14 protein-coding genes are annotated in these 19,193 nt (G+C 61.7%); 10 read left to right on the top strand and 4 right to left on the bottom strand.

Features of this window, described 5'->3' with window-relative positions; translation table 11 throughout:
- Positions 1–165 precede the first annotated feature (165 nt).
- Positions 166–2,586 carry a TonB-dependent receptor gene (locus tag WBP07_RS30695; RefSeq protein WP_395397020.1) on the top strand — a complete coding sequence of 807 codons (2,421 nt, stop codon included), beginning with the start codon at positions 166–168 and terminating at the stop codon, positions 2,584–2,586.
- A gap of 49 nt (positions 2,587–2,635) precedes the next feature.
- Here the strand turns inward: WBP07_RS30695 and WBP07_RS30690 are convergent, their stop codons facing one another.
- Positions 2,636–4,210 carry a tetratricopeptide repeat-containing sulfotransferase family protein gene (locus tag WBP07_RS30690; RefSeq protein WP_395398283.1) on the bottom strand — a complete coding sequence of 525 codons (1,575 nt, stop codon included), beginning with the start codon at positions 4,208–4,210 and terminating at the stop codon, positions 2,636–2,638.
- 176 nt (positions 4,211–4,386) lie between these two features.
- Here WBP07_RS30690 and yaaA point away from each other — a divergent pair, with 176 nt between their 5' ends.
- Entirely contained in the window at positions 4,387–5,142 is a 756-nt protein-coding gene (gene yaaA, locus WBP07_RS30685; RefSeq protein ID WP_395397019.1) for a peroxide stress protein YaaA, read from the top strand.
- A gap of 47 nt (positions 5,143–5,189) precedes the next feature.
- Here yaaA and WBP07_RS30680 read toward each other — a convergent pair whose 3' ends face one another.
- The 3 genes from WBP07_RS30680 to WBP07_RS30670 all read right to left on the bottom strand — a co-directional run bounded on the left by WBP07_RS30680 (position 5,190) and on the right by WBP07_RS30670 (position 8,820).
- Complete coding sequence (locus tag WBP07_RS30680) at positions 5,190–6,833, bottom strand: S10 family peptidase (protein ID WP_395397018.1); 1,644 nt, start codon at positions 6,831–6,833, stop codon at positions 5,190–5,192.
- Positions 6,834–7,006: 173 nt separating this feature from the next.
- The gene (locus tag WBP07_RS30675; RefSeq protein WP_395397017.1) at positions 7,007–7,423 is read right to left on the bottom strand and encodes a hypothetical protein; all 417 of its coding nucleotides are present in this window, start codon (positions 7,421–7,423) and stop codon (positions 7,007–7,009) included.
- 356 nt (positions 7,424–7,779) lie between these two features.
- Positions 7,780–8,820, bottom strand: a complete 1,041-nt coding sequence (locus WBP07_RS30670) for an NAD-dependent epimerase/dehydratase family protein (RefSeq protein WP_395397016.1) — start codon at positions 8,818–8,820, stop codon at positions 7,780–7,782.
- A 262-nt stretch (positions 8,821–9,082) separates the two neighbouring features.
- Between WBP07_RS30670 and WBP07_RS30665 the strand changes: the two genes are divergently transcribed.
- The 8 genes from WBP07_RS30665 to WBP07_RS30630 all read left to right on the top strand — a co-directional run bounded on the left by WBP07_RS30665 (position 9,083) and on the right by WBP07_RS30630 (position 19,161).
- Entirely contained in the window at positions 9,083–10,048 is a 966-nt protein-coding gene (locus WBP07_RS30665; protein WP_395397015.1) for a hypothetical protein, read from the top strand.
- A gap of 71 nt (positions 10,049–10,119) precedes the next feature.
- Positions 10,120–11,055, top strand: a complete 936-nt coding sequence (locus WBP07_RS30660) for a glycosyltransferase (RefSeq protein WP_395397014.1) — start codon at positions 10,120–10,122, stop codon at positions 11,053–11,055.
- A gap of 169 nt (positions 11,056–11,224) precedes the next feature.
- Entirely contained in the window at positions 11,225–14,218 is a 2,994-nt protein-coding gene (locus WBP07_RS30655; RefSeq protein ID WP_395397012.1) for a response regulator, read from the top strand.
- Positions 14,215–15,135, top strand: coding sequence for a CheR family methyltransferase (locus tag WBP07_RS30650; RefSeq protein WP_395397011.1), 921 nt, complete (start codon positions 14,215–14,217; stop codon positions 15,133–15,135). The genes WBP07_RS30655 and WBP07_RS30650 overlap by 4 nt, the downstream gene beginning before the upstream one ends.
- A complete protein-coding gene (locus tag WBP07_RS30645; protein ID WP_395397010.1) occupies positions 15,128–15,754 on the top strand; it encodes a chemotaxis protein CheB in 627 nt (208 codons plus the stop codon). The genes WBP07_RS30650 and WBP07_RS30645 overlap by 8 nt, the downstream gene beginning before the upstream one ends.
- On the top strand, positions 15,751–16,926 hold the full coding sequence (locus WBP07_RS30640; RefSeq protein WP_395397009.1) for an ATP-binding protein: 1,176 nt from the start codon (positions 15,751–15,753) through the stop codon (positions 16,924–16,926). Before WBP07_RS30645 ends, WBP07_RS30640 begins: the two co-directional genes overlap by 4 nt.
- Positions 16,913–17,338, top strand: coding sequence for a response regulator (locus WBP07_RS30635; RefSeq protein WP_395397008.1), 426 nt, complete (start codon positions 16,913–16,915; stop codon positions 17,336–17,338). Before WBP07_RS30640 ends, WBP07_RS30635 begins: the two co-directional genes overlap by 14 nt.
- Before the next feature lie 275 nt (positions 17,339–17,613).
- Entirely contained in the window at positions 17,614–19,161 is a 1,548-nt protein-coding gene (locus WBP07_RS30630) for a hypothetical protein (RefSeq protein ID WP_395397007.1), read from the top strand.
- Positions 19,162–19,193: the final 32 nt, after the last annotated feature.

The following is a 19,193-nucleotide window of genomic DNA, read 5'->3' as shown; positions in this document are numbered from 1 at the left end:
GAATACCTCGACCGTCATTCGACTACGTCGAGACCGACAAGCGCGCCGACACAACATCCGCAAAGCGATGGCCGGCACGCCAATTCCAACAAAAAGCAACGGCCATAGAGTTCTGGCAGGAGCAGGCCACGGCGCAACGACAACGACCAGATAACAGGGAAGCCTATGTCACATCGCGCAAAAATGAGGGCGGCGCTTCTGTCCGCAACCGTATTCACGACCATGACGCTTACCGCGCCGGCACTCGCACAGACCGCCGCGCCGCAGGATTCCGCCGCCACCGATCAGGGTGACGCCATCATCGTCACCGGCACCCGCCGCAGCACCACGATCATGGACACGCCGATCAACATTTCGGCGATCGGTTCGGAAGAACTCGCCCGCCAGCGCATCAACGACGTGCGCGATCTTGCCGATTTCACGCCGGGCATGACCATTTCTGACACCGGCCCGGGGTCGACCGGAACGATCGTGCTGCGCGGACTTAACGCGTCGGACGTCAGCTCCGATGGCTCCAACTACGACGATTCGCTGGGCGTCTATCTGGGCGAAGTGCCGCTCTACTACGACTTCAAGCTGCTCGACATCCAGCGCGTGGAAACGCTGCTTGGGCCGCAAGGCACGCTCTACGGCCTGGGCACGCTGGCCGGCGCGATTCGCTACATTCCGAACCGTCCCAATGTGGACAGCTTTGAAGGCCAGGTCCACGGCCGCTTCTACGACAAGGCCCACGCCAGCGATCCCGGCTATCAGTTGGACGGCATGATCAATATCCCGATCATGAAGGACCACATCGCCTTCCGCTCCTCCACCGGGTACTATTACGATCCCGGCTTTATCGATTATCCGCTGCTGCTTCAGGACCCCGGCGTCTCGCTACCCCAGCCCAGCGGTACGACCGGCGTCACGCCGGAGGACTACCGCGAGAACCTGACCAGCCGCAAGGACCTGAATTTCGAACGGACCTTCACCACCCGCAACCAGTTGCTGCTGCAGACCACCGAAGACCTGAAGGTGATCTTCACTTACGCGTTCCAGCGCACCCGGTCGGACGGTTCCCAGTCGAACAGCGCCGGCGTGCTCGGTACCGGCAAGTACGAGAACGCAAGCCGCTACACCGAACCCACCAATCGACGCGCGCACCTTGCCAGCATGGAGGTCAACGCGAACATCGCCGATATCGCGGATCTAGTCTCCACTACAGCCTATACTAATGTCAGGTCGAAATCGAAGAGCGACAATACCGATCTTCTGCTTGACCTGGACTATGACTACGAACTGTTCCCGGCCTTCTCCAGCTGGAACGAGTCCGACAACCGCCGCAAGCAGTTCAACCAGGAAATCCGCCTGGTTTCGCGCCATGGCGGCCCGTTCAACTGGGTACTGGGCGGGTTCTACAACCAGCAGAAGATGCACAACGACTATGCCGAGCACACGCCCGGCCTCTCGGACTTCTACGGCATCACCGGTAATCCGGACGATCTCGAGTACGTGAGCTACACCAAGTCGAAGGTGACCGAAAAGGCAATCTTCGGCGAAGGCACCTTCCACGTCACGCCGAAATGGCAGGTCACGGCCGGCGCCCGCTACTTCAAATATTCTTCGGACATCCAGGGTGCGCTGGTGCTGCCGCTGCTGGGCGACTCGCTCAGCCCCTACGACCTCACTCCTTCGGGCGGCAGCGCGAAGCAGGACGGCTGGGTCTGGAAGTTCAACACATCCTACAACTTTACGCCGGACTTCATGGTCTACGGCACCTACAGCAAGGGCTATCGCATCGGCGGCCCCAACAGGGTTGCCCCCTGCCCCGATCCGGTTCCCGCCAACCAGCAGAATGCCTGCGCCCTGCCGAACGAACTTCAGTACGGACCGGACAAGACACGCAACGCCGAAATCGGCATGCGCATGCAACTGTTCGATCGCAAGCTGAGCTTCAACTTCGACGTCTTCCACATCAAGTGGGACGGCATCCAGGTGGATTCCGCGACGTTCTACGGCGCCACCGGCATCACCGTGAACGGCGGCTCGGCCAAGTCGCAAGGCTTCGAAACCTCGTTCCAGTTCAAGCCGGTGCCCCAGTTGGCGATCCAGGGCACTTATTCCTACACCGATGCCAAGCTGACGGAGGACATTCCCGGCATCATCACCATCCGCACCACGCCCAACGACTACGACTCACGGCCGAAGTTCACGCAGCTTGACGCGCTTTCAGGCGACCGCCTGCCGGGCTCCGCGAAGAATTCGGGCAGCCTGGGCGCGACTTACACGGCGCCGATGAAGGACGGCAGCCTGATCGCCAACTGGACCGCAACCTATCGCGGCAACGTGGTTTCCCGCCTCGGCTGGGATCGCGGTTATGGCGACAAGATCCCCGGCTACGTGCTGCACCGCGCATCGCTGACGCACGAGACCGACAAGTACAGCGTCAGCCTGTTCGCCAACAACATCTTCGACAAGTACGCCGTGGTCTCGGTCGGTTCCGACCGGTCACGCATCGGCATCAACGACGGTGTCGTTGTACGCTACTACCGCCAGACCGTGCTCAATCCCCGCACGATCGGTATCGAGGCCAGTATCAAGTACTGATCAGGCCCTGAGCAGAAGGCGCTTTCCCGCAAGACTGCGGGGAGCGCCTTCAGTCCGTCACGATCCCCTGCCCGGCCAGCCACGCCCGCGCCGGTTCCAGCGCGGCAGCATGGGCGCGCCATTTGCCCAGCCCATCCGCATTGATCGGCCGACGGACTTGCGCCGCGCTCGGTGTGGCAACCGCTGCATCGTTCTCATGGAACGACAGGCACGCCGGATCCCAATCGAGGCCGCAATGCTCAAGCAGGCGCCGTGTCTGCTCCTCGAAATCCACGACCAGCGCTTCGTAAGACAATTGCAGCACCCGTCCGGGCAGCTGCCTTTCCCAAAACCCCATCAAGCGATCGAACCGCACAAAATAGCGCGCCGCGTCCATCAAGTCGTAGGAATAGGCATAGTACGCGGACTGGCTGGCGAAGAGGTTCTTGTAGTTGCTCCAGATCGTGTCCATCGGATTGCGGCGCAGGCAGACGATCCGCGCATCGGGAAACGCGCGCAAGATATGCCCGATGTAGAGGAAATTGGCCGGTAACTTGTCCGTAAAACGCGGTTTTCCGGTTCGGCGGTGATGGGCGGCACGCGCCAGATAGGCAGCCGCGATTTTCTCCGGATCGATGTCAGCGCTCGCGGCGATAGTCGCAGGATCGATGACGCTGCGCGACGATGTGCCGGACAGTTGCTTCACCGCCAAAGGCATCGCCTGAAGCTCTCCCGCCGCTTCCACATCGCGGTGTGAGGAGAGGATACGGTCAACCAGTGTCGTACCGGTGCGCGGCATGCCCACCACGAAGATGGGGGCAACGCCGGGGGTAACACTGCCGGCAGGTGGATCGCCATCGAAGACGGCCTCCGTCGCATCGAAAATCGCCGCATCCTGCGCGAAATCGTAACCGAGCTTGTGTTTCTGAAGATCGTTCGCCGCCGACAGATGGCGATAGGACGCGCCGGCATTGCCGATATCTTCCAACTCCTTGGCGAGCGCATAACGGATGCGTAGCGCATCATCCGGCTGCGTTGCGGCCGCCAGCGCCGCTTCCAACCGGGGCACGTGATTGCCTTCGGTCGTCTGGCGCGAGAGAATGGCGAGCGCATAGTGCACGCGCGCATCTCCGGGATCGGATGCAAGAATGGCCTCGTAATGCGCGCGGGCTTCCGCAACACGCCCGGTAAAGCCGCTGGCCGCCGCCAGATTGTAGCGATAGCCGGAATTGCTCGGCTCCGCCGCCACCGCCGCCGAGAAAGGCCCGATCGAGCCTTCATGATCGCCCAGCCGAACCAGCACACAGCCAATGGTATCCAACGTCAGCGCATCGCCGGGCGAAAGCGCCATGGCCGCGCGCGCGGCACGTCCTGCTTCACCGTCGCGCCGCAGCAGGATCAGCAGCTTGGCGAGTTGGGCAAGATACTCCGCCTCCGGCCCACGCGCCACCGCAGCTTCCAGCAAAGGGACTGCCTTCCTCAACTGGCCGGCCTCGGCGGCGGCCATGCCCAGCAGGAAGAAGCCGGCGGGTTGGTTCGGGGCGGTTTCGGCCAGCGTTCTTGCCGCTGCAGCGGTGGCAGCGAGATCGCCGCGCTGCAATGCCTTGCGCGCCTGCGCTTCCAGTTCCGCGTGGGTCTGCAAAATTGCGCTCAACCTGTTCCGCCCGTTCGCCGTTAACGCCGGATCGCGCCTTGGCCGCTTAGGCTTAACCGGTGGCGACACACCTGACAAATCGCCATTTCCTGCACCACTGCCGGATAACCCATGCCCCGGCCGGCCTACGGTTTGACGCAAGCGGCCTCTCTCGCTACCGCCCCGGCATGATCGCTCTGCTCTCGCCCGCCAAGACGCTCGATTTCGAACGCGCGCTGCCGCCGCTGGCCGTCACGACGCCGCATTTCTCTGAGGAAGCACTCGGCCTTGCACGCTCGGCGTCGAACCTGACGCAGAAGCGATTGTCGGAGCTGATGCATATTTCCCCGCGCCTTGCCAAACTCAATGCGGACCGTTTCCGTGACTTCCCCGACCTGCCGGAGCGGCAGGCGCTGTTCGCGTTCGCCGGCGATGTCTACACCGGATTCGAGGCGCATACGATGGACGAGGCCGGCGTGGCCTTCGCGCAGGATCATATCCGCATGCTCTCGGGCCTTTACGGCCTGCTGCGTCCGCTCGACATGATCCGCCCCTATCGTCTGGAGATGGGCACGCGCTGGGCTCCCCGCCACAAGAGCCTGACCGACTGGTGGGGCGATCGCATCGCCGAATTTCTGCGCGCGCAGCTTGCCGAAGAGGGATCGGACGTCGTGCTGAACCTTGCCAGCCAGGAATACTTTGCCGCCGTTGCCGGGAAGCTGACCGGCGTGCGCGTGATCGATGTCGATTTCCGCGAACCCGGCCCGAACGGCCCCCGCTTCGTCAGCTTCAACGCCAAGCGCGCACGCGGCATGATGGCCCGCTGGATGTGCGAGCATCACATCACCGATGTAGATGCGATGCGCGGCTTCGACAGCGACGGCTATCGCTTCGACGCGGCCGAGAGCGAACCCGACCGCTGGCGCTTCACCCGCACAGCCTGACCGGCGCTATAGCAACCAGCCGCCGTCACTCCGGAACGAAGCGGTCCTCAGTTTCCTGAGGACGTCCCGCCACTCGTGCTCCGGATGAAGGCAGCGACATTGTCGTGCAACTCATGCAGCGACGGCAGATGGGCATAGACCATGTGCCCGGATTCGTAGTGCCGGTATTCGACGTTCGCCTGCAACGCCGGCGGAACCGGCAGGTGACGCATCTCGAACACGCCCTCGAAATAGGGTGTCGAAACGTCGAAATACCCGCCATTCACCATGACTTTCATGGTGGGGTTCTGCTTCATCGCAATGGCCAGATCGGGCAGTACGTTGGGCAGGGCGATCAGCGGCTTGCCCGCGCCGGGCGGCTGGTGGCGATAATCCCAGCTTCCGTAGATGCTGATGCCGGGCTTGAATTGCTTGTCCGCTCCATCGCTTGAGCCATAGTGCAACGTTCCGCGCGCGTACTGGTTGAAGGCCGCGATATAGGCCCCCTCCAGCGCCGCACTTTGCGGATCGTAGTCAGCCACCTTGCTGAGCGGATCAAGCGTCGCCCCGGCGAAACGCGTGTCCAGCGTTCCGGTCGTCAGCCCCTGGTCGGCCAGCAGTTCCTTCTGGAACGCGCCATATTCGATCCTGAGATTGGTTTTCAGCAGGTAGTCGACGGGCAGCCCGGTGAAGGCCGACAACTGCGTGGCGATGCGGCGGCGTTCGGCGTCGGGCAGCGCGTTGCCTTTCATCAGGGCCTGCGCATAGTCACCGGTCGCGAACGCCTCGACCTGGGCTAGCAGGGCCTTGATGTCATCGGGGCGATCGGCCAGCTTGCGATGATACCAGGCGGTTGCGGCGTACGTGGGAAGCGCAACGATATAGGGCAGGTCTACCGAAGGATTGGCCTGCGGATCGTCGGGCATGAGGTCCCAGTTCAGGATGTCCGACAGAAGGATCACGCCGTTCAGGTCGATCGAACGGTTTTGCAAGGCCAGCGTCATGCCAGCCGCGCGCATCGTGCCATAGCTTTCGCCGAACAGGTACTTGGGCGAATTCCAGCGCCCGTATTTCGACAGGAACTGCTCCACGAATTGGGCAAAGGCGTCGATGTCCTGATCCACGCCGTAGAAGGCCTTGGCCTTGTCCTTGCCGGCGATGCGGCTGAAGCCGGTGCCGGGCGCGTCCACGAACACCAGGTCGCTGGCGTCCAGCAGGCTCGCATCGTTGTTCACCGTCCGATACGGCGCCGGTGCGGTGTGGGCATTATCGGCGGTTTCGACACGTAGCGGCCCGAAAGCCCCCATGTGCAGCCAGACGCTTGAAGAACCGGGCCCACCATTGAAAAGGAACGTTATCGGCCGGCCCGGGGTTCGCACGCCATCCTTGAAATAGGCCGCGTAGAACATCGAGGCTTCCGCCTTCGCCGCCTTCCCATCATCGTCGTCATCCGCCGCTTTCGCGTCCAGCGCGTCGGTATCCTCCCAGCCCTTGGCATGGACCACCAGGGTTCCGGCAACCGCGCGATAGCCGATGCGCGAACCACCAACGGTTACCGACCCGGTCGACTCCACCGCTTCGGGCTGGAAAAGCGGGCCCGACTTGTCCGGCTGCTCCGCAGGCGCATCCACCTTGGTCGCGCGCGTATCGGCAAGCGCAGAGGACGCTGCCAGTAGGCAGGCAAGAGGTACGACGGCCAGGACAGGCTTCATCTATCGTCTTTCGGGAAAGGGCGACCACGGTTGATCCCGAAGGATTACGGGCCATTTGCCCCAACGCAAGCATCCCGGAAGAAAAATCCGCGATTTTTCAGGAAGCGGCAGGGCTATTTTCGCCGAGTATCGATCAATTCATCCCGGTTGGGAATCGCCCTTCCATCCGGGCCTCATTGATGGCCGGTCAAATCGACACCATGGAACATCGTCCGCCAATGGCTTCCAAAAAATGCACTGGCATCAAGCCCTTCCCACCCATCAATCGCTGATGGAACATGTATCGAGACAACGGGATCGATTTTCGTTGTCGCGTGCAGCGATACCGGAAACGCATCCCAATCAAGAGAATTTTCAGCGAAATTGACGCAGCAGATACGGGAAATATCGATGCCCGCTGCCGACAGCTGCTCCGGTCGAGCCGTTTCCAGGAGTGCCACGGAAAGCTGCAGGGTGCGCAGGAACAGCGCCTTATCTCTCGCCTTCGAGAACGGCACCTCGTAATTGTCCATGTAGTCAAGAAGGCTTACGCACTCCTGCATGTCGGCTACGGTATTTTCCCATGGGTATCGCAGTTCAGAAAACGGCATTTCTATTCGATCTCTCATCCCGGGTATTCAGCGTTCCGCCCGACAGTCTACATGTTTCGTCGCTTCCGCTTTGTAGTTGGTGGAACACCTGAAAGGGCCGCCTTCGCCATACTATTTAGGTATGGTAGCGATACCTTTTGGGTTTAATCCGCCCCTGTTCCATTGCCTCTCCACGTCAACGCCGACGCGAAGCACGCGGAATTCCGTCGCTTTCAACTTGGTGGGTTGCGCTGGGTACGCATCTGAACTGAGCGAAAGCTTGGCTGGACGAGCATGGCATGACGTCGAATTCATCCGTTCCGCCTGCCCCCATAGACTTCAGATGGCCCGGCGCTCCGCAGCCCCTTGGGACATCATCATCGCCTCGACATCATCGCCTCGACCGCAGGGTGTATGCCACGCTCGATCAGCGCCTGACGCGTGCCGGCAGGGCGCCAGCCGAGAATGTCGATGCTCTGCGCCGCGTCGTAAGTGGCACGGTGGGAACGACATTGCCAGTCGTGCAGCGTGGAGAGGTGACGATTGGGATGCCGGATCACCGTCTTGGCCATTCCACGCACCAGATCGGCCAGCCAATATCGCCAGATCGCGCGCGGTGCGGCCCGCACCCGTCCACCCGAATGCACCTGCATCGCCGCCACGTAATCGCGCGCGGAAATAAGGGGGGCGTCGGTTATCAGGAAGCTGCGCGCCTCTATGGCCGGAACCTCAATCGCCCGGACCAAGGCATCGGCGGCATCCTCCACCAGCACGAACGGCAGTTTGTGGCGCCCGTCTCCCCAGTAGGTAAGCCGATCCCATGCCGCGAACCGGCCTACGCCATAATGGATCGGCGAACTGCCCGGCCCTATCACGATCCCCAGCCGCAGGATGACGAGCGGCAATCCCTGCTCCCGTGCCATCGCCAGCAGCAGGTTTTCGCAGGTCGCCTTGGACCGGGCGTAGTGATTTCGGCGCTCTATGCGGGGATCGAGCGCCGTCGATCCATCGATGCGGTCGGTCGCATTGGCCGATGCATAGGAGTCGATCGAACCGACATAAACGAACCGCCGGACACCCCGACGCAGGGCAGCTTCGGCGATCCTGCGCGTGGGCTCCACATCGTTGTCCAGGTATTCCTGCCAGTTGCGCCCCTCACCCTTGGCAAGGTGGTAGACGACGTCGATCCCGTCCAGCGCTGCATCCAGCGCCGCGGGATCACGGTGGCTTCCCGCCGTCAGTTCCACGACATCATGATACCAGGCGGGTTGCATGACTTGCGGATTGCGGGTCAGCACCCGCACCCGTCGGCCGCCTGCGGCGAGCCGCCCGACCAGGTGCCGGCCCACGAAACCGGTGCCGCCGATCACGAGAACGCGTCCGGCCTTTCCACGATCTCCAGCTGGTTGCGGCGGCATGGGCGATGTCACCCTTCTTCAAGTTGCACGCCCGCGACGCCGGTTCAGCCAAGGGAGCGATGTGGCCCAGCATAGCGCTCCAACGCGGGCGAGGAATTGCGAGAATTCAGTACCGGAAACACCGGCTTGTCTACAAACCGCGCGAGTTTCAGATGTTCAAGCGCACGGTTCGAGGAACCCTGGATGCCAAAGCAGGCGATTCGCCTGCCGAACGCCGGTCAGGCCACGGCATCATCAGGAACGCCGGATCGAAGGAGGCGGAATGGCTAAGACCGTTTTTCAGAAAGTCTTGAATCGCCTTGGCGACAAGCCGGCAAATCTGGTTTTCCAACTGTCGAACACGCCGCTGATGCGGCGGCGGCTTGGCAAGCGCTATTCCAGGGCGCTGGACAGGCATCGCCCTTCGCTACCAAAACTGGAAGGCATCGATCGGGAGATCGTCGAAGGCCTGCGGCGCGATGGCGTGTTCATCACGTCGCTCGATGCGCTAGGCTTGCCGGGGTCCGCCGAAATGCTGCGCGCGGCGCAAAAGGTTGCCGGAGAGTGCACCGAAAGTGCCCGCCGCGATGCCGACGCCGGCCGCCAGTTCATCTGCGCGCCAGCTTCCGCCACTGTCGACAATCCGGAGATATTCCACTGGGGCCTTGATGAACGGCTTCTCGACATTGCCGAGGCCTATATCGGCCTGCCCGCAGCCTACGACGGGCTGGCGCTTATCTACACCGTCGCGGACGGAACCGAGCTGGGACCGCGCCAATGGCATCGCGACCGCGAGGACCGCAGGATGATCAAGCTTGCCGTCTACTGCAGCGACGTGACCGATCAGGGCGGCCCTTTCGAACTGATTTCCCGGGAAGACCGTTCGCAGGGGGTCGACGATCACTATGTCTTCGAGTTCGGCACCGAAGACGTGCTGAACAAGCGACTGGGTCCCGATTACTCCCGCGATATCGTCAGTTGCACAGGCCCTGTCGGCACGGTCGTGTTCGCCGATACCGCCCGCTTCTTCCACCGCGGGGCCCCTGCCTTCGACAAGGACCGTGCCGCGCTGTTCTACGGGTACTTCGCCAGGCGCACGCGGCATCCCTATTATTGCCAGAGATCCGGCCTGAAGCCGCGCGAGATTGCGGACCTGTCGAAAGGCTTGTCGCCGCGCCAGCGCGCCAGCGCACTCTGGCACAAGACATTGCCCACATGGCTGCGGCTGATCCCACCCGCCCCGATTTGACCCTTCCCCGCACCCTGTCCTGCCGGGCGGACGAAGATGCCTGCTTATCTGACGAAGTGGATGAGTGCACGATGCCGAACAAGCAAGCTGGCGGCGAGGATCCCGACGCTACCGTCGGTGTGGTGGTTATCGGGCGCAACGAAGGCGAAAGGCTTCGCCTCTGCCTGCAATCCGCGAAGCGTAGCGGGGATCGCATCGTCTACGTGGACTCCGGTTCGAAGGATGGCAGCGTCTCCCTGGCGCGCAGTTTCGGCATCGAAGTGGTCGAACTCGACGCCAGCCGGCCGTTCACCGCCGCGCGGGGCCGCAATGCCGGTTTTGCCCGATTACGGGCGCTTTGGCCTGATACGCGGTTCGTTCAGTTCATGGATGGCGATTGCGAACTCGATCCCGGCTGGATCGCGGCGGCGCTCCGGGGCATCACGGCCGATGCCCGCACGGCGATCGTCTTCGGCCGGCGGCGTGAACGATATCCCGACCTGACCGTCTACAACCATGTCTGCGACAGGGAGTGGGATGGACCGGCAGGCCCGGCGCAAAGCTGCGGCGGCGACGCATTGGGCAGGGTTGAGGCAATCCTGCAGGTAGGCGGCTACGATTCCGGGCTGATCGCGGCCGAAGATGACGACCTGTGTCACCGGCTGCGCCGCCAAGGCTGGAACATCGTCCGCCTGGCTGACGAGATGACGCTGCACGACGTGGCCATGACGACATGGCGCCAATGGTGGCAGAGAAATCGGCGCAGCGGCCACGCCGGCGCGGAAGCGTGGTTCCGGCGCGGTGCGGAAGATCCCACGCTGATCAAGCACGTGTTGAGCAACCTGTTCTGGTCGTTCCCGCTATTCTGGCTGCTATGGCCCGTGCTCTGGTGGAGGGTCTACCGCCGTTCGGACGCGATCTATGCGACGCATATCGTGCTGGGGAAAGTGCCCCATTGTTTCGGGCAACTGGGCTTCTGGTGGTCCAGCCTGCGCGCCCGCAAGATGGTGCTGATCGAGTACAAATAGCCCCTGCTTATTTCCGGTCTGACCTCCGAATACGTACTAAATCGTATGCCGTTCTTAGCCCATAAAAAGTGTTTTTACGCCATGGTTTAGCCACCGACTATGGCTGGGCGCACGCAACGCCCCAAGCAGCGAAATCGCGCGCCCGGCCTCGAAAGTTCGTGAGAGGCCGATGACGCCAGTGCAGCCGAGGGAAAACCTGTTTGCCCGTCATGCCACGGCCATTGCGATCGCGGTGATTACCGCGGCTTTCCTGTTCGCCACCACCATGTTCGTGAACCAGGATGCCAACCTTGCCCGGGCGCGCGGCTGGGTGGATCACACGTACTCGGTCCGTCGCCATATCTCGCTTGTACGCGATCTGTATGAGAGCGCCGTGTCCGGCCAGCCGGGCTATCTTCTGACCGGAAACTCCGACTTTCTCCAGACCTATCGCGACGCTTTGCGAGACGGCAAGAACGTCCAGCTCGACGATGCCAGAACCCCCATGCATCGCTCCATCGCCCAGGAGCTGGCGCTACTGCGCCACCTGACTGCCGACAACCCTTCACAGCAAGCCAATCTCGAAGAGCTGGACGTGCGGAGTAAGGCCCTGCTCGATTACCTGGCCACGACCATCAAGGCGCGCGAAACCCAATCTGCCGAGCAGGAAAGTACCGCGGAATCCACCCTGATCCATGGCAGCACGCTGATGGCCCGCGTGCGCGAGCAACTGGCCATCATGACCACAGAGGAGGAACATCTCCTGCGCGAGCGGCAGGAGGTCGATGCCGCCAATGTCGCGAACAACAAATGGATAATGAGCGCCATTACGCTGGCCTCCTATTTCGGCATTGTTCTGGCGGTCTGGCTCTATCAGCGCAGCCGCGCCCGATCGCAGGGCCAGCAACTGCTCTACACGCAGGAGCTGGAGAAGCGCGAAGAAGAACTCAAGATGCAGCAGGAGGAACTCAAGGCATCGAACGAGGAAATCGAAGCCTCGAACGAGGAACTGGAAGAAAAAACCGGCGCGCTTGAAGAGCAGAACGAACGAATCCGGGCCCAGTCCCGTGATCTCGAAGAAGCCAAGCGCCTGATCGAGGAAAAAGTCCGCGAAGTCGAGCAATCGTCGAAATACAAGTCCGAGTTCCTTGCCAACATGAGCCATGAGCTGCGCACGCCGCTCAATTCCCTGCTGATCCTCTCACGGAGCCTTGCCGCCAACGAAACGGGCAACCTTACCGTCGAACAGGTGGAGGAAGCACGCATCATCCATAACGGCGGGCTGGAACTGCTGAATCTCATCAACGACATTCTCGATCTGTCCAAGGTCGAGGCCGGCAAGATCACCATCGTCGCCGAAAACACCGCCTTCGACGACATCGCCGGCCGCCTGCGCCAGAGTTTCGAGCCGGTGGCACGGGACAGGAACGTTGCCTTTCATATCGAGCGCGATCCGTCGCTACCCCCGTCTTTCAACACCGATGTCCAGCGTGTCGAGCAGATCCTGAAGAACCTGCTTTCCAACGCCTTCAAGTTCACAAGCCTTGGGTCCGTAACCCTCATCATCCGGCGCGCCACGCAAGAAGATGTTTTGCAGCGTCCAGATCTCGACTCCGCCAATGCCGTCGCACTTGCCGTGACCGATACCGGAATCGGTATAGATGGGGCCAAGCTCAAGGATATTTTCGAGGCATTCCAGCAGGAAGACGGTTCGATCGACCGCCATTACGGCGGCACGGGGCTGGGCCTGACCATCGCCCGCAAATTCGCCCAAGTGCTCGGCGGAGAAATCCATGTGCAGAGCGTAAAGGGGCAGGGATCGACCTTCACCCTGTTCCTGCCGATCCGCCATGGCTCCGCGTCCCCCGCATTGGCGGCCGACGCCCCTTTATCGCCGGCCTTGCCCGCCGCCATCGTTCACACCACCGCCGAACGCCCGGCCGCGACGCGCTTCATAGACGACGATCGCCATACAATAAATCCCGGCGACAATGTCCTGCTGATCGTCGAAGACGATCCCACCTTCGCCATGATCCTGATGAAGACCGCACACAAACGCGGCTATCGCGTTCTCGTCGCCGGCGACGGCAGGAGCGGGTTGATCCTGGCTGCCGAATATCCGGTTACCGCCATTCTTCTGGACTTGCGCCTGCCCGATATCGACGGGCTGAGCGTTCTCGACCAATTGAAGCATTCCCTGATCACGCGTCATATTCCGGTCCACATCGTGTCGGGCGCTGCTGATGTGGAGACGCTCGTTCCCATGCGCAGGGGCGCGGTCGGGTTTCTTGCCAAGCCCGTGGCGGAAGAGGACATCGACACGGCTTTCACCCGCATAGAAACCCTGCTGCACGCAGAGATAAAGCGCGTGCTGCTGATCGAGGACGATCGCGTGGCCCAGACCGCGATCCGCAATCTGCTCAGCCAGAAAAACATCGAAATCACCGTTGCGGAAACCGGCGCCGACGCGTTCGGACAGATGCAGCGGCATGCGTTCGACTGCGTGATCCTCGACCTCAGCCTGCCGGATATGACCGGATTCGAATGGCTGGAAATGGCGAAAGGGCTGATCGGTGGCGATGGGCGTCCCCCGATCATCGTGCATACCGCGCGCGACCTGACCGAAGAGGAAAACCGAAACCTCGCCAACTATACCGAAAGCATCGTCATCAAGGGAGCCTCTTCATCGGAGCGCCTGCTAGATGAGGTCGCCCTGTTCCTGCACAGCGTCGAAGCGAACCTGTCGGAAGACCAGCAAGCCCTCATCCGCATGCATCACGATCCCGGCCTGACATTGAAGAACCGGACCGTGCTGCTGGTCGATGACGACATGCGCAACACGTTTGCCCTGTCGAAGGTGCTGAAAAAGCACGGCCTCAATCTCGTCATCGCGGACAACGGGCAGATGGCGCTCGATAAACTCAAGGAGAACGATGCGATAGATCTCGTGATCATGGACATCATGATGCCTGTGATGGACGGCTATCAGGCGATGCGCGCAATCCGCCAGAACCGGGAATGGGCCGAACTGCCGATCATCGCACTCACCGCCCGCGCCATGCCGGAAGAAGTTCATCACTGCATGGAGGCTGGCGCCAACGACTACATGACCAAGCCCGTGGACATCGAAAGGCTTCTCACGCTCTTGCGGGTTTGGCTGTTCCGGCAGGAAAAAGCAGCATGAAGTTCGGGCTCTCTCCGCGTCCGGCGCAGACCCATGCCGCAAGAGCTATGGAGTCCCTGACGCAGCCGAGCCCCCCAGTGCCGCGCGAGGATGTCGAGACGATCGAGATCTCGCTGCTGCTCGAAGCTATCCGCCGCCGCTGGAATTACGACTTCACCCACTATTCGCATGCCTCCATCCGCCGCCGCCTCGATCTAGTCCGGCGTGCCGCAGGCCTTGCGCATTTCAGCGACGTCCTCTCGCGCGTGCTGCATGACGATGGGTTTTTCGACCAGTTGCTGCGCTGCATGTCGGTAACGGTAACGGAAATGTTCCGCGATCCGGACTGTTATCGCGCCCTGCGCGAACGCCTGATCCCGGTGTTCAAGACCTATCCATTCATCAAGATCTGGTGCGCGGGCTGTGCAACCGGCGAGGAAGTCTATTCGCTGGCCATCTTGTTGCATGAAGAGGGCTTTCTGGAGCGTACGCGCCTCTATGCCACCGATTTCAACAAGGATTCGCTCAATATGGCCGAGAAGGGCATCTACCCGGAACGGCTAATGGCGGGCTATGCCGCCAATCACCAGCGATCGGGCGGGCACGGCAACTTTTCGGACTACTACAGTTCAAGCTACGATTTTGTCCGGATGAAGGGATTCCTGCGGGATCGGATCACCTTTTCATACCACAATCTGGTAACGGACGGCGTGTTCGGCGAAATGAACCTGATCACCTGCCGCAACGTGCTGATCTATTTCGACAAGACGTTGCAGGAACGCGTGCTGAGCCTGTTTACGGACTCTCTCCGTCATGGCGGCTACCTTTGCCTGGGAAGCAAGGAAAGCCTCAATTTCTCGGCAGTCAAACCGCTGTATGAAACGCTGGACCGCCGCCAGAAGATCTTCAAGAAACGGGGGCTGGTCACCCATGGTTGAGCCACGTTACGAGGCCGCGGTCATCGGAGCATCCGCCGGGGGACTGCGGGCATTGAAGTCGCTGCTGCCCGCGCTGCCGAAGGGAATTGGGCTGCGCATAGCCGTGGTCCAGCATATCGATGCGAGTTCCCAGGGCTATCTGGCAGAGATACTTGCAAAGGACTGCCGCCTCTCCGTCACGGAAGCGCAGGACAAGTCCGACTTTCTACGCGGCGCGGTCCATCTGGCGCCGGCCAATTACCACATGCTGGTGGAACCCGATTGCAGCCTTAGCCTGTCGGTCGACGAAAAGGTCAATTACTGCCGCCCCGCCATCGATCCGCTGTTCGAAAGCGCAGCCGATACCTTCGGGCCCGGACTGATCGGCATCGTCCTTACGGGGGCCAACAGGGATGGGGCCAGCGGCCTGCAATATATCCGCTCCAAAGGCGGCCGCACCGTGGTTCAGGATCCGATGACCGCCGAATCCCCGTACATGCCGCGCGCCGCGCTGGACGCGGGGCCCGTGGACCACATCCTGCCGCTGCCCGGCATTGCCGCCCTTCTGATCACGTTGGGCGGCCAAACTCCGCCCGAACATTATCGCCAACAGGCCGAGACGGACGGAGGCCCGGCGTGACGATCACGACCATCCAAAACGCGTCGCAGGACCTGGGGCCGCTTCCCATCGCGCAGGACCGGCCAAAGATCCTTTTGGTCGACGATCGCTGGGAAAACCTGCTGGCCACGGAAAAGGTGCTGAAGCCCCTCCACGCCCAGATCTTCAAGGCCGCATCGGGGAACGAGGCGCTTTCGCTGGTGCTGCGGCACGATTTCGCGATCGTCCTCCTCGACGTGCAGATGCCGGAGATGGATGGTTTCGAGACTGCCGTACTCATGCAAGAGCATGAAAGCATGGCGGGAGTGCCGATCATTTTCGTGACGGCCATTTCCAAGGAAGACCGTTACGCCTCCAAGGCGGCCGAGATCGGCGCGGTCGACTACATCTTCAAGCCGATCAATCCCGATATCCTGAAAAGCAAGGTCAAGGTCTACCTCGATCTCTATGTCCAGCGCGAACAGATCATGCATCTGAACGCCATCCTGTCGCAGTCCAACGAGGAACTGGAACGCTTCGCCTACATCTGCTCGCACGACATGCAGGAACCCGTCCGCATGATGAACGCCTTTGCCAGCCTGCTGGCGGACAGTTCGGAACAGGCGCTTGACGAGGGAGGCAGGCGATACCTCAACTTCATCCTCGACAATGCCCGGCGCATGCAGAAAATGATCGGCGACATCCTGACGTTTTCCCGCGTGGGGCGCGAAGATATTCTGCTGGAGACGGTAGACTGTCAGGCCGTGCTGCATGAAACCCTCTCGGAGTTCGAGGATGTCATTCAGCAAAGCCAGGCGCTGGTGACGTATGGTGAGTTACCCAGCCTCGAAACCAGTTCGACCCTGATCCGGGTTCTGTTCCAGAACCTGATCGGCAACGCGCTCAAATTCCAGAACGGCAACCGTCCGCCCGAAATCGCCGTCACCGCCACCAGGCAGGACCAAGTCTGGCGGTTCACCGTCGCAGACAATGGGATCGGCATCGACGAAGCGTTTCGGTCCCGCATCTTCACGATCTTCCAGCGGCTGCACCGCAAGGAAGACTATCCCGGAACCGGCATTGGGCTGTCGACCTGCCGCAAGTTCATCCAGCTTTGCGGCGGTGATATCGATTTCGTCTCGGCGCCCGGCCAGGGCTGCACTTTCTATTTCACGCTCCCATGCAAGGAGGCCCGCACACATGAAGCCGTTTAAGATCCTGATCGTCGAGGATAACGAAGGTGATGTGGAGATGACCCAGCGCGCGCTGGCGAGCGCAGAGCAGCCCTGCTCATTGTCCGTCGCCAACGATGGCGTGCAGGCCCTGGACATGCTTCGCCCGGAACCGGGCAAGGAGACGCCCCCGATCCCGCAACTGATCCTGCTGGACATCAACATGCCCAGGATGGACGGCAAGGAACTGCTTGCCGCCGTGAAATCGGACGCCCGCCTGTGCCACATCCCGGTCGTGATGTTCACTTCGTCGGAATCCCCCACCGACATCCGCGAATGTTACGAGCGTCACGCCAGTTGCTATGTGGTGAAGCCCTTCAACGGCCGCAAATATGCAGAGGCCTTGCACGACGTGGTGAATTTCTGGAGCACCACCAGCCGCCTGCCGAACTGAGCCGGAGCCGGAGCCGGAGCCGGAGCCGGAGCCGGAGCCGGAGCCGGGCTTGCCAAAATTTGCCGAAGCGTTCCGGAAATCCGCAGGCCGCACTCTCCGATAAATTCAGTGGTCGTTAGTGGCAGCAGAAGCGTGCACCGCTTCCTGTCATTATGCCGCAGAGCAACTGGCCAGCGGTGGACGAACCAGTGAAATCGGCACGAACGGTGAACGAACGAACAAGGCCCGGCAACATGGGGAGCATCCGACATCGGCTGCCGGCCCTAGGCCGTTTCGTGGTCACCACTCTTGTCGTTCCCGGCCTGGTGGTGCTCGGTCTCGTCGTGCTCGCGGCCATCGCGGCCGGTGCCGTCTCCATCGGTGCGCAGCAGAACAAGTCGGCCGCCGTGCCAATCGGGCCTGAGCCTTCGCCAGCGCCCATGCGGGTCGGCATCAACCTGTTCAGCGTCGTCAACTCGGGGCGGCAGCAGGTGTTTTCGAACATGATCCTGCAAAGCGAATGGTTCTCTTCCGAGGGCGCGGGCTGGAAGCCCTTCCCTGTCGACCAGTTGGATGCGCAAGGCTGGATCCGCTTCCTGAAGCCGGGGCAGACGGCATTCCATCCAATCGTCCTTCCGCCTGCCCCTTTCCATCCCGCCATAGTCAAGTGCACGTACCAGGGCCGCGGCCAGATCGAAGCGGGTGGTGTCGCTGAGGTGCGCAACCGCGCCGCTCAATCGTTCACGCTAGATCTCAATCCCACCGGCGCGGAAGACGAGGGCGCGTGGATGGAACTGGCAGCAACCGATAAGGACGATCCCGTACGCAACATCGACTGCCGGCTGGCCGACCGGCCCGCAACGGAGCGTTTCAGCCCTGAATTTCTGACTTTCGTACGGCAATTCAAGATCATCCGCTTCCTCGACTGGGAGCCGGTCAACGACAATCCCGCCGTGCGCTGGGAGGATCGGACGACACCGCAAAGCGCCACCCAAGCCGGCCCCGGCGGCGTTTCGATCGAGGACATGATCGAGGTCGCCAATTCGACGGGCGCCGATCCCTGGTTCCTGATGCCCTACAAGGCGGACGGGAACTACGTCCGCTCCTTTGCGCAGCTGGTGCATGACCGGCTCGATCCTCACCGCACCGTCTACGTCGAACTGGGGAATGAGATCTGGAACTCTATGTTCGATGCAGCGCAGCAGGCGCAAGCCGAGGGGTTGGCCCTTGGTCTTGGCGGCGGCGATGCTAAGCGCGCGCAGATGCTGCGCTATGCCCAAAAGGTTCGCCAGACGATGCAGATCTGGACGGAAGTCTTCGCCGATCGCCCGCATCAGCTGGTCCGGGTAGCCTCATCGCAAAATGCCTGGCCGGACCTTGCCTCCATCATCCTGGACGATGCCGATACAGCGCAATGGGTCGATGCCCTGGCCACTGCCCCCTATTTCGGCTTCGACATCGCGAAATACGGTGCTGGAGATACCGATCGCATCTTCGCAAAAGTACCGGCGACGATGGACGAGGTGCTCTCCAAAGCCCTCATCCACCGCGAAATCGCGGCGCGCCACGGCAAGCGGTATCTGACCTATGAGGGCGGCCAGCATTTCGTCACCGAAAACATGGCCCTCGCGCATGCCCTGCAACGCGATCCGCGCATGGCGACAGCCTATGCAGACTATCTTTCGAAATGGAAGGCACGGATCGGCGGCGATCTGGTGCTGTTCTCGTCCACCGCACCCATCGCATCCTACGGTTCCTGGGGTCTTCGCGAATATGCCGGACAACCGTTGGACCAGGCGCCGAAGCTGCGCGCCGTCCGGGCATTCCTGGCGGCGGAACGCTGATGCCCGCCCGTCCCACCCGATCACTGCGCAGG

The sequence above is a fragment of the Novosphingobium oxfordense genome (genome assembly GCF_044029435.1).
Classification (GTDB): domain Bacteria; phylum Pseudomonadota; class Alphaproteobacteria; order Sphingomonadales; family Sphingomonadaceae; genus Novosphingobium.
Note: the sequence above shows the minus strand (reverse complement) of the source record. Positions and strands in the feature narration are given on the sequence as shown.

Excerpts from the sequence above, each read along its gene's own strand:
- yaaA (WP_395397019.1), top strand. The coding sequence starts at position 4,387 with ATGATCGCTCTGCTCTCGCCCGCCAAGACGCTCGATTTCGAACGCGCG.
- WBP07_RS30635 (WP_395397008.1), top strand. The coding sequence starts at position 16,913 with ATGAAGCCGTTTAAGATCCTGATCGTCGAGGATAACGAAGGTGATGTG.
- WBP07_RS30670 (WP_395397016.1), bottom strand. The coding sequence starts at position 8,820 with ATGCCGCCGCAACCAGCTGGAGATCGTGGAAAGGCCGGACGCGTTCTC.
- WBP07_RS30655 (WP_395397012.1), top strand. The coding sequence starts at position 11,225 with ATGACGCCAGTGCAGCCGAGGGAAAACCTGTTTGCCCGTCATGCCACG.
- WBP07_RS30645 (WP_395397010.1), top strand. The coding sequence starts at position 15,128 with ATGGTTGAGCCACGTTACGAGGCCGCGGTCATCGGAGCATCCGCCGGG.
- WBP07_RS30695 (WP_395397020.1), top strand. The coding sequence starts at position 166 with ATGTCACATCGCGCAAAAATGAGGGCGGCGCTTCTGTCCGCAACCGTA.
- WBP07_RS30665 (WP_395397015.1), top strand. The coding sequence starts at position 9,083 with ATGGCTAAGACCGTTTTTCAGAAAGTCTTGAATCGCCTTGGCGACAAG.
- WBP07_RS30675 (WP_395397017.1), bottom strand. The coding sequence starts at position 7,423 with ATGCCGTTTTCTGAACTGCGATACCCATGGGAAAATACCGTAGCCGAC.
- WBP07_RS30680 (WP_395397018.1), bottom strand. The coding sequence starts at position 6,833 with ATGAAGCCTGTCCTGGCCGTCGTACCTCTTGCCTGCCTACTGGCAGCG.
- WBP07_RS30650 (WP_395397011.1), top strand. The coding sequence starts at position 14,215 with ATGAAGTTCGGGCTCTCTCCGCGTCCGGCGCAGACCCATGCCGCAAGA.
- WBP07_RS30660 (WP_395397014.1), top strand. The coding sequence starts at position 10,120 with ATGCCGAACAAGCAAGCTGGCGGCGAGGATCCCGACGCTACCGTCGGT.